The sequence below is a fragment of the Nonomuraea bangladeshensis genome, assembly GCF_039529455.1.
Lineage (GTDB): Bacteria > Actinomycetota > Actinomycetes > Streptosporangiales > Streptosporangiaceae > Nonomuraea > Nonomuraea bangladeshensis.
The window spans coordinates 17,107-29,591 of the sequence record NZ_BAAAMV010000006.1; the positions used below are offsets into that span (position 1 = coordinate 17,107).

Sequence of the window (12,485 nt, forward strand, 5' to 3'; positions counted from 1 at the left end):
TAGGAGAACCCCCCATGACACGCAAACTGCGCTGTTACGCCGTCGCACTCGGCGTCACAGTCGCTCTGACGCTTGCCGGCTGCGGTGGATCCGACGACGGCGGCGCCACCTCAGCCAACAGCAAGGGCTTGGAGAAAACCACCATTAAGGTCGGTGCTCTTCCGATCCCTGACCCTGTATCGGTTTACATCGCGCAGGCCAAGGGCTTCTTCAAGGAAGAGGGCCTGACCGTCGAGCCCACGCCCATCACCGGTGGCGCCGTGGCCGTCCCGATGATCGAGAGCGGCCAGCTCGACATCTCGCAGACGAACTACGTCTCGACCTTCGCGGCCGTCGCCGGCGGCAAGAAGATCAAGCTCGTCGCCGACATGTACCAGGCGGGCGCGAACTGCTTCGTCATCATGGTGCCGGGCAACTCGCCCATCAAGACGGTGGCCGACCTCAAGGGCAAGACGATTTTCGTCAACAACCTGAACAATGTCGCCACGCTCGCGGTGGAGACGCAGCTCAAGGTCGCCGGTCTCTCCAAGGACGACGTGAAGTTCGCGGAGAAGCCGTTCCCCGAGATGGGCAACGCGATCAAGGCGGGCCAGGCGGACGCCGGCTGGATCACCGAGCCGTTCATCACCGCCAACCAGAGCGCCAACGGCTTCCGCAAGCTGGCCGACACCATGACCGGCCAGACCGAGGACCTGCCGATCGCCGGCTGGATGGCCACCGAGGAGTGGGTGCAGAAGTACCCGAAGACCCTCGCCGCCTTCCAGCGCGCGATCGCCAAGGCCCAGCAGCTCGCCTCCAGCGACCGCAAGGAGATCGAGGCCATGCTGCCGAAGTACACCAAGATCGACGCCAAGACGGCGTCCGTGATCACGCTCGGGACCTATCCGAGTGAGCTCAACGCCAACCGCCTCCAGAAGGTGGCCGACCTCATGCTCGAGTACGGGTACCTCAAGAACTCGATCGACGTGAAGTCCGTGATCGCGGCGCCCGCCTCAAGCGGATGACCGGTGCTCGCCTGCTCCGCGGCGCCGCCGGCGCCGCGGGGTTCTTCGTCGTCGGGGAGCTGGTCATCCGCTACGGCATCGGCGATGACATGGACTTCCCTCCCCCCTCGACCATCCTGCTCGAAACCGGGCGCCTCCTGGCGGACCCCGACTTCCTCGCCGGAGTCGCCGCGACCCTCGCCAACTGGGCGCTCGGACTGCTGATCGCGATCTGTGTCGCGGTGCCGCTCGGCGTGCTGCTGGGCTCGCTGCCGCCGGTGGAGCGCGCCATCCGGCCCATCCTGGAGTTCCTGCGCCCGATCCCCTCGGTCGCCATCATCCCGCTCGCCATCCTGCTCATCCCGGTGGACGAGATGATGAAGGTCTCGGTGATCGTGTACGCCTCCCTGTGGCCGATCCTCATCAACACCCTCTACGGCATGCACGACGTGGACCCGTTGGCCAAGGAGTCCCTGCGCAGCTTCGGCTTCGGCCCGCTCGCGGTGCTCTCGCGCGTGAGCGTGCCGAGCGCGGCCCCGTTCATGGCCACCGGCGTGCGCATCGCGGCCGGCATCGCGCTGGTCCTCGCCGTGAGCGCCGAACTGGTCGCGGGCGGCGTCGCCGGCATCGGCGTGTACGTCATCCAGGCCGGCAGCGGCAACCGCATGGACCTCATGATGGCCGCGACCGTCTGGGCCGGGCTGTTCGGCGTGGCCGCCAACCTGGTGCTGCTGGCCGGCGAGCGCCGCCTGTTCCACTGGCACCGCATGCGGACGGGAGCGCAGTCGTGAAGGCACTCGCCCGGTTCTGGGTCATCCCGGTCGTGCTCGTCGCGTGGGAGCTCATCGCCCGCGCGGTGGAGGACACCGACTTCCCGCCGCCCACGACGATCGTCGCCCGGATGTACGAGCTGTGGTTCTCCGGCCCGGTCTCCCGTCTCTTCCTGACGGACGACGCGCTGGAGAACCTGCTGCCGAGCCTCGCCCGGATGTTCAGCGGCTGGGTGCTCGCCGCGGTGCTGGGCATCGTCGCGGGCGTGCTGCTCGGGCGTTCGCGCACGGCGACCGACTACGTGGACCCGCTGATCGAGTTCGGCCGGGCGATCCCGCCGCCGCTGCTGCTGCCGGTCTTCATCGTGCTGTTCCAGGCGAGCCTGCCGATGATGCTGGCGGCGATCGTGTTCGGCGTGATCTGGCCGGTGCTGCTCAACTCGATCGACGGTGTACGTGCGGTGGACCGCACCTACACCGAGACGGCCGTCGTCTTCAACCTGTCCAAGCAGCAGTACCTGCGGCTCGTGGTGCTGCCCGCCGCCTCGCCGAAGATCTTCGCGGGGCTGCGGCTGAGCCTGTCGCTGGCGCTGATCCTCATGGTCATCTCGGAGCTGTTCGGCAGCACCGACGGGATCGGCTACCAGCTGCTGCAGGCCCAGCGCAGCTTCGACGGCGCCGGGGTGTGGGCCGCGATCGTGCTGCTCGGAGTGCTCGGTTATCTCGTGAACTCCCTGTTCGTGCTGGTCGAGCGGCGTCTGCTCGTCTGGCACCGGCAGGCCACCCGTAACGCGACCTGACCTGGAAGGACGTATGCCGCATTCCGACGAGCTTCTCTGGGGAGCCGTAGGCGACATCTCCCGGCTGGCCGCCCTGCTCACCATGGCGGAGCTGGGCGTGGCCGACCACCTGGCGGACGGCCCGCTCGGCACCGCCGAGCTGGCCCGGCGCTGCGAGGCCGACGCGCCCGCGCTGCGCCGGGTCCTGCGCGAGCTGGCCGCCATGGACCTGGTCCGGCCCGCCGGTCCTGACGCCTACGACCTCGCCCCGAGAGGCACCGCGCTGCGCTCGGACGTGCCCGACTCGGTCCGCTCGTCGATCAGAATGCTCGGCGAGGAGAGCTTCTGGTACGCCATGGGCCTGCTCCCCGCCACGGTCCGCGAGGGCAGCTCGGCCTTCGTGAAACGGTACGGCCACCTCTACGACCACCTGGGTGCCGACCCGGCGCTCAGCCGCATGTTCGACGACTACATGAGGCGCCGGGCCCTGCCCTTCACCGAGGGCCTGGTCAAGGCGTACGCCTTCCCGCCGGAGGCGACGATGGTGGACGTGGCCGGCGGCAAGGGGCACATCCTGGCCTCGGTCCTGCACGCCAACCCGCGGATGCGCGGCGTCCTGCTCGACCTGGGCCACGTCACCGCGCACGCGGAGCGGACCTTCGCCGAGGAGGGGCTGACCGGGCGGACGGAGGTCGTGGCCGGCGACTTCTTCACCGGGGTGCCGGCCGGCGGCGACGTCTACCTGCTGGCCAGCGTCCTGCACAACTGGGACGACGACGACGCCGTCACCATCCTCGGCAACATCCGGCGCGCCATGAACCCGGACGGGCGGGTGCTCGTGCTGGAGGTGGTGCTGCCCGACGACGCGGCGCCGCACCTGGGCAAGGACATCGACCTGCGGATGCTGGCGATCTTCAACGGGGGCGCGGAGCGCACCCGGGAGGAGTACGCCGCGCTGCTCCGCCGGGCGGGCCTGGCCCTCTCCGAGGTCGTCGACCTGGGCTCCGGCGCGAGCCTCATCGAGGCCCTGCCCGTCTGAGCACCACCCGTCCGGGTCTGCCGCCGCCCTCCGTCACGGCGGCAGGACGCAACGGAGGGCGGGGCGGCGGATCCCTCGCGGTCAGCCGCCCCAGCCCGGCACGGCCATCCGCACCGAGAGGGCGTGCTCGACCAGCTCGATCAGCGTGTTCTTGACGGAGTCCTTCTTGCGGGCGTCGAGCCGCACCATGGGGATGTGCGGGGCCAGGGTGAGGGCGTCGCGGACCTCGCCGTCGCTGTGCGGATATTGGCCGTCCCAGCCGTTGATCCCCACGATGAAGGGCAGCTGCGCCTCTTCGAAGTAGTCGATGGCGGGGAAGCTGTCGGCCAGCCGTCGGGTGTCGACCAGCACGACCGCGCCGATCGCGCCGCGCACGAGGTCGTCCCACATGAACCAGAACCGGTGCTGTCCCGGCGTGCCGAACAGGTAGAGGATCAGGTCGCGGTCGAGCGAGACGCGGCCGAAGTCCATGGCCACGGTCGTGGTCGACTTCAGCGGGGTCATGCCGAGGTCGTCGATGCCTGCGGAGGCGTCGGTCATGACGGCTTCCGTGGTCAGCGGCATGATCTCCGACACCGCGCCGACGAACGTCGTCTTGCCCACCCCGAAGCCGCCGGCCACGACGATCTTCGTCGAGGTGAGTCCGGGGCTAGAGCCTGCGAAGTCCACTGAGCACCCTTTCGAGCAAGTTCACATCGGGCCGGCCGGCGTCCTCCAGCTGTGGCTGGTGCACGCGGACCAGTCCCTCGGCCGCCATGTCAGCGATCAGCACGCGGACCACGCCAAGGGGGATCCGGAGAAGGGCGGAGACCTCCGCGACGGACCGGACCTGCCGGCACAGTTGGCTGATCGCCTGGTACTCCGGCGTGATATGCGAGAACTCCCGGTGCTCGGCGGTCGCCGAGGACACCAGGGCCTCCATCGCCAGCTTGACCCGCGGCGCCGTCCGCCCGCCTGTCACGGCGTAGGGACGGACGGGCGATGCGGGGTCCGGGTTCAGCTGCGACTGGGGCTGGGACTGGGGCTGCGACTCCGGCGCCCACCCGCCGCTGTTCCATCTGGGGTCCGTCATTCCATCACCTGGTCTGGCTGGCACGCAGCTCCGCGCGCACAGCCGGGGTCAGCACCTGGCCCGCGCGCTCGACCATCAGCGTCATCTGGTACGCCACCAGACCCATGTCACAGTCCGGGGCGGCCAGCACCGCCAGGCACGAACCGTCACTGATCGACATGATCAGCATCAGCCCGCGCTGCATCTCCACGATCGTCTGGTTGACCGCCCCGCCCTCGAACACCCTGGCCGCCCCCTGCGTCAGGCTCACCAGACCCGACGCGATGGCGGCCAGTTGGTCGGCCCGGTCCGCCGGGAAACCTGACGAGGCGGCCAGCGGCAACCCGTCAGAAGAGACGACCACCGCGTGCGCGACACCCGGCACCGTGCTGACGAAGTCGGTGATCAACCAATCCACCCCGCGTGCCGCGTGGCTCAGGTCGTTCACGCGCCCTCCTCCCTTTCGTCGTTCCGCGAGCCGGCGGAGAACGCCCTGCCCTCGGTGATGTCGTCCCGCGCCGCCCGGTAACCCTGCTGGAAGCTGGACAGGCGGTTGCGGACCCGGTCGGGCGAGACCGACGGCATCGGCGTCACGCCCTTGGGCGCGGCCGTGGTGCCCGCCGAGCCGGGCACCAGGTTGGCCTTGGGCACCCGCTTGGGCAGGCCGGCGGCCGTCGATCCGTCACGTACCGGTTCCACCACGGCCTCCGCAGCGTTCCATCCCTCGTCCGCTTTGCTGCTGCTCCACGTCTTGTCGCGGCCGAACCAGGCGGACTCGACCGCGGCGAAGATCGGTAAGTAGTCGTCGCCGCCGGCCGCCGGAGGGACCGCCGGGATGGGCCCGGTGTCCCCGGAGTCGTCGGTGAACTCGAACCCGGGGCGCTGCGGCGGCATCGTGTCGCCGCTCCAGCCGCCGGGCGGCGGTTGCGGTGGCGTGGGCCTTCTGGGCAGGCCGCCGCCGTTCCACGCGGAGGTCCGGGGCGGCGACCAGACGTCGGAGGCGTCGAAGCCGCGCGGTTCCGGCGCCGACCAGGAGGCCGCGTCGGGCTGCCAGCCCGGCACGTTCGGCCAGCCGTTGCTCTCGGAAGGGCCGGAGGGGAAGGACGGGTGGCCGGGGCCGAGCTGGGCGGGCGGCTGCGGCCAGTCGATGGCGGGCGGGGCCGGGTGCGGGCCCGAGTAGGGCTCGTCCCCTCCCCCGCCGCCCGCGCCGGAGAAGGCGGGCGGCCGCTCGTACGGCTGGCCGAAGGACGGGTGCCCCGAGGACGGGTGCGAGGACGGCTGGTCGAAGGCCGGCGGCGGGTTGTACGACGGCGGCTGGTTGCCGGTGAACGACGGCATCCCGGCCGCGTGCGCCGGGGCCTGGGAGCCCAGCATGTTCTCGGGGATGAGCACCATGGCGGTCAGCCCGCCGGAGGCGTGCGGGCGCAGCTGCACGCGGATGCCGTGCCGGTGGGCCAGGCGGGCGACCACGAACAGGCCCATCCGCCGGGACACCGACACGTCCACGGAGGGCGCGTCGGTCAGCCGGTCGTTGGCCTGGACGAGCTCGTCCTGGGTCATGCCGATGCCGGAGTCGGTGATCGACAGCATCACGCCGCCGCCGTCGATCCGGCTGCCGGAGACCGTCACCCTGGTCTCGCGCGGCGAGAACGACAGCGCGTTCTCCACCAGCTCGGCGAGCAGGTGGATGACGTCGTTGACGGCCTGGCCCGCCACCGAGACGCCGTCGGGCACCTGGAGCACGACCCGCTCGTAGTTCTCGACCTCCGACAGGGAGGCGCGGGCCACGTCGACCAGCTTGACCGGCTGGCTCCAGCGGCGCGGCGGCTCCTGGCCGGCGAGCACCAGCAGGTTCTCGCTGTTGCGGCGCATGCGCGTGGCCAGGTGGTCCAGCTTGAACAGGTTGCCGAGCCGCTGCTCGTCCTGCTCGCCCTGCTCCAGACCGTCGATCAGGGTGATCTGCCGCTCCACCAGCGTCTGACTGCGGCGCGAGAGGTTCACGAACATCGCGTTGACGTTGCTGCGCAGCCGGGCCTCCTCGCCGGCCAGCCGGACCGCCTCGCGGTGCACCTCGTCGAAGGCGCGCGCGACCTCGCCGATCTCGTCGTGCGTGTCGACGCTGATCGGGGCGACCGGGCCCGGGCTGCCGTCGGTGCTCTCGCGCAGGGCCTTCACCGTCTCGGGCAGGCGCTGCCCGGCGATGTCGAGCGCCTCGCGGCGCAGCCGGCGCAGCGGCCGGATGAGCGAGCGGGCGATGAGCGAGATGATCGCCACCACGACGAGCAGCAGGAGCAGGATGAGGCCGCCGGAGATCATCGCCGCGCGGTTGGCGCCCTCCTCCAGGCCGCGGGCGCGCAGGATCACCGAGGAGGCGAGGTCCTTCTCCACCTCCCGCAGGGCGTCGATCTTGCCGGTGCTGACGTCGAACCAGGTCGTGACGTCCCTGCTGGGCGAGGCGCCGATGCTCAGCTCCTTGCCCTCGGACGCCTGCGCCATGGCGCGCAGCCGGAACAGGTCGGTCTGGTCCACGTCGCGGCCGACCACCGTGTTGCGGTAGAGCTCCAGCTGGTCGAGGTTCGCCAGCGTGGCGAAGAGGGTCTCCTCGCTCTCCTCGCGCGCCTTGGCGTCGGTCAGCGCGTCCAGCTCGCCGCTGTCGAAGGACTTCTTGTCCAGGGCGCTGGCGAGGATGCCGCGCTGCTTGGACGCCTGCTCCTTGGCCCGCGCGATGGCGGCCATCGCGCTCGCGCTGTGGTTGACCTGGTCGTCAACCGCGACCTGGCCGACCTGGTCGTGGAACTGCAGGAGCGCGGAGATGATCTGGGAGTACTTGTCGATCATCGGTAACGGCTGGATCTTGCCCTTGACGGCGGTGGCGCGCAGCGTCGGGATCTCCTCCAGCCGGCGCAGCACCGGCCGTACGGAGCCGCCGTGCGTGTCGGCGATGGCCTGTCCCCGCTGCCTGGCCTCGTCGATCAGCGCGTCCACGCCGCTGTAGGTGGTCTGGAGCTGCGCCTCGCGGCTGCCGGGCCGGCCCTGGGCGATGAACAGCGCGGTCTCGTCGCGTTCGAAGGCGAGCTCGTGGGTGACGGCCCCGAGCTGCTCGCTGAACTCGGCGACCTGCCGGAGGGTCTGGTAGGTGTCGGCGTCGTTGAGCGAGGTGATCACGCTGAGCCCGCCGAGCCCCACGGCCACGGCCGTGGGAACGACGATCAGCGCGATGAGGCGCGACCGCACGTGCCAGTTGCCCAGTCCGAACCTGCGTGAGGAGGGTTTGGCCGGCCGTTGCTTCTGGCGCTGCTTCTGGTGCGCGTGCGGCTCGCGGTCGGCGGAAGCTTCAGCGCTCTGCGTTCTCACTTGCCTTCGCAACCTCTCGCCCCGGGAGGGGAATTCTCGGTGACCCTGCAGGTAAATGCGCGTTGGGGCAATTTAGTACGTCAAGATAAGCGTCATTTGAGCACATGGCCCGAAGGCAGCCAACCACCGATTGTGCTCGATCGAGAAGTTTGTCCCAGAGTGTCCGAAAATTACGCCAGAATCGGTAAACAGCCGTCCATCTGCGGAAACAAGGTGTAAGAGATCGCCCCGCGGGCCTCTTCCTCACCCACAGGGGTTTCATCAGAACCGCCCCGTCAGTAACGTCGGTCTCGTTCACACCTCCATTCCCAAACTGGACAAACCTCCAGTTACTTGCCGGTCGTCAAATTTTCACGATATAGCGGCAAGCAGACATTGCAACCACAAGTGTTATCTTCTCGATAATGACCACTAATTTGGTGCTACGGTCGAGCCCTGTTGCGCGTCAGGCGCAAGAGCCGCCGGCAGCAGAAAGCCGCCCGGTCCCCCCTGGCTCCATCTGAAGGGAGTCCCTGACATGAGGCTTGGCCGTCCCGCCAGGGCCGCCATCATCGGATTCGCTTTGACCCTCGCCGCAGCCTGCAGCTCAGGCGGCGGCACGACCGCCAGCGCGCCACCGGCCGCCGCCAGTGGCGGCCTGGAGAAGACCAAGATCAAGGTCGCCACCCTGCCGGCCATCGACAGCGCCGCCCTCTACGTCGCCATCGACCAGGGGCTCTTCGAGAAGGAGGGTCTGGAGGTCACCCCGCAGGTGGTCCAGGCCGCGCCCGAGGCCATCCCCATGATGCTCAACGGCGAGATCGACGCGATGTTCGGCAACTACGTGTCGATGTTCCAGGCCCAGGACAAGGGCACGCTCAAGCTGCGCATCCTGGCCGAGGGCTCCCGCGCGGCCCCCGACTCGCTCAGCATCATGGTGCTGCCCACCTCGCCCATCAAGACGGCCAAGGACCTCGAAGGCAAGACGATCAACGTCAACGTCCTGCACAACTTCCAGGAGCTGGCCCTGACGCAGGTGCTCAAGGCCAACAACGTGGACCCGGCCTCCATCAAGTACGTGCAGGTGACGTTCCAGAACATCATGCCCTCGTGGAAGGGCGGCCAGATCGACGCCGCCTACCTCGGCGAGCCGATGGTCACCGCGGCCACCTCCACCATGGGCGCCCGCAAGATCCTCGACCCGGCCTCCGGCCCCGCCGCCGAGTTCCCGATCTCCGGCTACGTCAGCACGCAGGAGTGGTACGACAAGAACCCGCGCGTCGCGGCGGCCTTCCAACGGGCCATCCACAACGCGGCCAAGCTCATGGAGAACAACCGCGAGGTCGTCTCCAAGGTGCTGCCGACCTTCACGCAGATCGACGCGGCCACCGCGGCCACCGTCACCTTCCCCTACTTCTCCAGCAGCGACAACCCGGTGCGGTTGCAACGGGTGGCCGACTGGATGCTGGAGGCCCGCTGGCTGACCAAGGCGATCGAGGTCAAGACGCTCATGTCGCCGACCACGTCCGGGTGAGCGTGACCGCCACCGCCCTGGCCCCCGGCCGCCCGACCGGCGCCACCGCACGGTGGTCGCGGCGGGCGGCCGGGGCCCTCGCCTTCGCCGCCCTGATCGAGCTGGTCAGCCGTACCGGCCTGGCCGACCGCGAGTTCCTGCCGCCTGCGACGGAGATCGCCGCGCGGATGGGGGCGCTCGCGCTCGATCCCGCCTTCCGCGCGCACGCCCTGACCAGCCTGCTCGCCTGGGCCGTCGGGCTCGGGATCGCGGCGGTCGCCGCGGTGCCGCTCGGGCTGCTGCTCGGCAGCGTCCCCGTCGTGGACGCCGCCACCCGCTCGGTCGTGGAGTTCCTGCGGCCGATCCCGTCGGTCGCGCTGATCCCGCTGGTGGCCCTGGTCATCGGCACCGGCCTGCAACTGCGGATCTCGCTGGTGGTCTACGCCTCGCTGTGGCCGATCCTCTACAACACGATGTACGGCCTCCGTGGCGTGGACCCGCTGGCCAAGGAGTCGCTCAGGTCGTACGGCTTCGGCCCGCTGTCGGTGCTGCTGCGCGTCTCGCTGCCCTCCTCGGCGCCGTTCATCACGACCGGCGTCCGGCTGGCCGCGGGGATCGCGCTGATCCTGACCGTCAGCACCGAGATCGTGGCCGGCCGGGGCGAGGGCATGGGCGTGTTCATCTACTTCGCCGGCATCGCGGTGCCCGCCCGCATGACCGACATCCTGGCCGGGGTGTGCTGGGTCGGGCTGTTCGGCGTGGCGGTGAACGCCCTGCTGGTCGCCTTCGAGCGGCGCGCGTTCCGCTGGCACCACGCCCGGTTGGGAGAGCAGACGTGAAAGCGACAGCCGAGGTCACAGCGAAGGCCACGGCGCCGCCGCGGATCGCCCGGCGGTCCCGGGCCGCCGCCCGCAGGAGAGGCGTGCGGACGGTCGCGTTCCGCTGGCTCGTGCTCGCCGTGCTGGTGCTGCTGTGGGAGGTGGCGACCAGGGCGGCGGGCAGCGCGTTCTTCCCTACGCCCGGCACGATCGTGACGCGGATGCAGGCGATGTGGTTCTCGGGGCCGCCGCAGCGGCTGTTCCTGAGCGACGTCGCCGTCCAGAACATCCTGCCCAGCCTGGGCAGGATGGCCGCGGGGTTCGCCGGGGGCGCGCTGGCCGGGGTCGTGCTCGGGCTCGCGGTGGGGCTGTCGGCCCGCGTCTACGACTACCTCGACGGGGTGCTGCAGTTCCTGCGGGCCGTGCCGCCGCCCGCGCTGGTCACGGTGTTCCTGGTGGTGTTCGGGTTCGGGCTGCGCATGCAGCTCGCGTTCATCATGTTCAGCATCGTGTGGCCGGTGCTGCTCAACACCGCCGACGGCGCCCGCGCCGTGGAGCCGCTGCACCTGCAGACCTGCCAGGTGTTCCGGCTGTCGCGGGCCGAGCGGCTGTGGCGGGTGGTGCTGCCGTCGGCGCTGCCCAAGATGTTCGCCGGGCTGCGGCTCGCGCTGTCGCTCTCGCTCATCGTCATGGTCTTCTCCGAGCTGCTGCCGGGCACCACCAACGGGATCGGGTTCCAGCTCACGGAGGCGTACTCGATGTTCGACCTGCCCGCCATGTGGGCCGCGATCGTGCTGCTCGGGGTGCTCGGCTACCTGCTGAACGAGCTGTTCCTCGTCGTGGAGCGGCGCGTGCTCGGCTGGCACCGCGCGGCGCAGGAACCGGTCGGTTAGGGTGCCGACGGTGAGGACCATGGTCGTGGGCGGCGGCGTCGGAGGACTCGCCACCGCGTTGAGCCTGGCCGCGGCCGGGCTGGAGTGCGTGGTCGTGGAGGCCGCGCGGACGATCAGGCCGCTCGGCGTCGGCATCAACCTGCAGCCGCACGCCGTACGCGAGCTGACCGAGCTGGGGCTGGCCGGCCGCCTGGCGGCGCTCGGCGTCGAGACCAGCTCCATGACCTTCGCCGACCGGCACGGCAACGTCATCCTGGCGCTGCCGCGGGGCCGCGCGGCCGGCTACCGGTGGCCCCAGTACAGCATCCACCGCGGCGAGCTGCAGCTCGCGCTGCTCGCCGCGGTCGAGGAGCGCGGCGTCCCCGTGCGCACGGGGGTGCGCTTCGAGGACTGCGCGCAGGACGGCGACGGCGTGCTCGTCACGCTGCGCCGGGCGGACGGGCAGGTGCTGCGCGAGCGGGTGGACGTGCTCGTCGGCGCCGACGGCGTGCAGTCGGCGGTGCGAGCCCGGCTGCATCCGACCGGCGACCCGCTGCTGTGGGCGGGCATCAGGATGTGGCGCGGGGTCGCCGAGGCCGACCCCATACTCGACGGCGCGACGGTGCTGGTCGGCGGCTCCAACACGGCCGGCAAGTTCGTCACCTACCACATCTCGGCGACCAACCCCCGGCTGGTCAACTGGGTGGCCGAGGTGAAGGTGGCCGAGCCCGGCCAGGTCGGCGCGGCCGACTGGAGCAGGGAGGGCCGCCTGTCCGACGTGGCGCCGCACTTCGCGCACTGGACCTATCGCCCCGCCGACATCCGGGCCCTGCTCGCGGCCACCGGCCGCATCCTCGAATACCCGATGGTCGACAGGGAGCCGCTGCCGCGCTGGGGCGAGGGACGGGTGACGCTGCTCGGCGACGCCGCCCACCCGATGTACCCGATCGGCTCGAACGGCGGCTCCCAGGCCGTGCTCGACGCCCGGGTGCTGGCGCGGTGCCTGGCCTCGTACGACGACCCGGCCGAGGCGCTGCGCGCGTACGAGGACGAGCGTCTTCCGCCCACCTCGGCCCTGGTGCGCGCGCACCGGGCGCTGCCCGTCGAGGAGACGATCGCCCTGGTGACCGAGCGGGCGCCCGACGGCTTCCGCGACGTCGCCGACGTGCTGACCGAGGCCGAGCTGGCCGCCATGGCGGCCGCGCAGCGGGCCATCTCGGACGCCGACGTGCGGGCGCTCAACGAGCGGGAGTCGTGGAGCGTACGTGCGCCATGACAGTGCCGGTCTCCCCGAGTAAGATCACGCCCGGAAGAGGTTTACCTGACC

12 protein-coding genes are annotated in these 12,485 nt (G+C 70.5%); 8 read left to right on the plus strand and 4 right to left on the minus strand.

Features of this window, described 5'->3' with window-relative positions; genetic code table 11:
- Window positions 1-14 precede the first annotated feature (14 nt).
- From ABD292_RS19600 to ABD292_RS19615, 4 genes are read left to right on the plus strand one after another with little or no spacing between them, the layout of a single operon-like run.
- Complete coding sequence (locus ABD292_RS19600) at window positions 15-1,004, plus strand: ABC transporter substrate-binding protein (RefSeq protein ID WP_344209156.1); 990 nt, start codon at window positions 15-17, stop codon at window positions 1,002-1,004.
- Window positions 1,001-1,774, plus strand: coding sequence for an ABC transporter permease (locus tag ABD292_RS19605; RefSeq protein WP_344209158.1), 774 nt, complete (start codon window positions 1,001-1,003; stop codon window positions 1,772-1,774). The genes ABD292_RS19600 and ABD292_RS19605 overlap by 4 nt, the downstream gene beginning before the upstream one ends.
- Complete coding sequence (locus ABD292_RS19610; protein WP_344209160.1) at window positions 1,771-2,553, plus strand: ABC transporter permease; 783 nt, start codon at window positions 1,771-1,773, stop codon at window positions 2,551-2,553. The genes ABD292_RS19605 and ABD292_RS19610 overlap by 4 nt, the downstream gene beginning before the upstream one ends.
- 13 nt (window positions 2,554-2,566) lie before the next feature.
- Complete coding sequence (locus tag ABD292_RS19615; protein ID WP_344209162.1) at window positions 2,567-3,571, plus strand: methyltransferase; 1,005 nt, start codon at window positions 2,567-2,569, stop codon at window positions 3,569-3,571.
- A gap of 81 nt (window positions 3,572-3,652) precedes the next feature.
- Here ABD292_RS19615 and ABD292_RS19620 read toward each other — a convergent pair whose 3' ends face one another.
- Genes ABD292_RS19620 through ABD292_RS19635 form a run of 4 tightly spaced genes read right to left on the minus strand, consistent with a single transcriptional unit; the run spans window position 3,653 to window position 7,976 of the window.
- Window positions 3,653-4,240, minus strand: coding sequence for a GTP-binding protein (locus tag ABD292_RS19620; RefSeq protein ID WP_091093469.1), 588 nt, complete (start codon window positions 4,238-4,240; stop codon window positions 3,653-3,655).
- Window positions 4,221-4,643, minus strand: a complete 423-nt coding sequence (locus tag ABD292_RS19625) for a DUF742 domain-containing protein (protein WP_329583829.1) — start codon at window positions 4,641-4,643, stop codon at window positions 4,221-4,223. Before ABD292_RS19625 ends, ABD292_RS19620 begins: the two co-directional genes overlap by 20 nt.
- A 4-nt stretch (window positions 4,644-4,647) precedes the next feature.
- Complete coding sequence (locus ABD292_RS19630) at window positions 4,648-5,070, minus strand: roadblock/LC7 domain-containing protein (protein WP_091093466.1); 423 nt, start codon at window positions 5,068-5,070, stop codon at window positions 4,648-4,650.
- Window positions 5,067-7,976, minus strand: coding sequence for a sensor histidine kinase (locus ABD292_RS19635; protein ID WP_344209166.1), 2,910 nt, complete (start codon window positions 7,974-7,976; stop codon window positions 5,067-5,069). Before ABD292_RS19635 ends, ABD292_RS19630 begins: the two co-directional genes overlap by 4 nt.
- A 517-nt stretch (window positions 7,977-8,493) precedes the next feature.
- On the opposite strand from ABD292_RS19635, the gene ABD292_RS19640 reads away from it, so the two are divergent.
- From ABD292_RS19640 to ABD292_RS19655, 4 genes are read left to right on the plus strand one after another with little or no spacing between them, the layout of a single operon-like run.
- The gene (locus ABD292_RS19640; protein ID WP_329583833.1) at window positions 8,494-9,489 is read left to right on the plus strand and encodes an ABC transporter substrate-binding protein; all 996 of its coding nucleotides are present in this window, start codon (window positions 8,494-8,496) and stop codon (window positions 9,487-9,489) included.
- Window positions 9,486-10,307 carry an ABC transporter permease gene (locus ABD292_RS19645; protein ID WP_344209168.1) on the plus strand — a complete coding sequence of 274 codons (822 nt, stop codon included), beginning with the start codon at window positions 9,486-9,488 and terminating at the stop codon, window positions 10,305-10,307. Before ABD292_RS19640 ends, ABD292_RS19645 begins: the two co-directional genes overlap by 4 nt.
- On the plus strand, window positions 10,304-11,179 hold the full coding sequence (locus ABD292_RS19650) for an ABC transporter permease (protein WP_344209170.1): 876 nt from the start codon (window positions 10,304-10,306) through the stop codon (window positions 11,177-11,179). The genes ABD292_RS19645 and ABD292_RS19650 overlap by 4 nt, the downstream gene beginning before the upstream one ends.
- Window positions 11,180-11,198: 19 nt before the next feature.
- Window positions 11,199-12,434, plus strand: coding sequence for an FAD-dependent monooxygenase (locus ABD292_RS19655; RefSeq protein WP_344210451.1), 1,236 nt, complete (start codon window positions 11,199-11,201; stop codon window positions 12,432-12,434).
- Window positions 12,435-12,485: the final 51 nt, after the last annotated feature.

Excerpts from the sequence above, each read along its gene's own strand:
- ABD292_RS19600 (WP_344209156.1), top strand. The coding sequence starts at position 15 with ATGACACGCAAACTGCGCTGTTACGCCGTCGCACTCGGCGTCACAGTC.
- ABD292_RS19605 (WP_344209158.1), top strand. The coding sequence starts at position 1,001 with ATGACCGGTGCTCGCCTGCTCCGCGGCGCCGCCGGCGCCGCGGGGTTC.
- ABD292_RS19615 (WP_344209162.1), top strand. The coding sequence starts at position 2,567 with ATGCCGCATTCCGACGAGCTTCTCTGGGGAGCCGTAGGCGACATCTCC.
- ABD292_RS19625 (WP_329583829.1), bottom strand. The coding sequence starts at position 4,643 with ATGACGGACCCCAGATGGAACAGCGGCGGGTGGGCGCCGGAGTCGCAG.
- ABD292_RS19640 (WP_329583833.1), top strand. The coding sequence starts at position 8,494 with ATGAGGCTTGGCCGTCCCGCCAGGGCCGCCATCATCGGATTCGCTTTG.
- ABD292_RS19655 (WP_344210451.1), top strand. The coding sequence starts at position 11,199 with ATGGTCGTGGGCGGCGGCGTCGGAGGACTCGCCACCGCGTTGAGCCTG.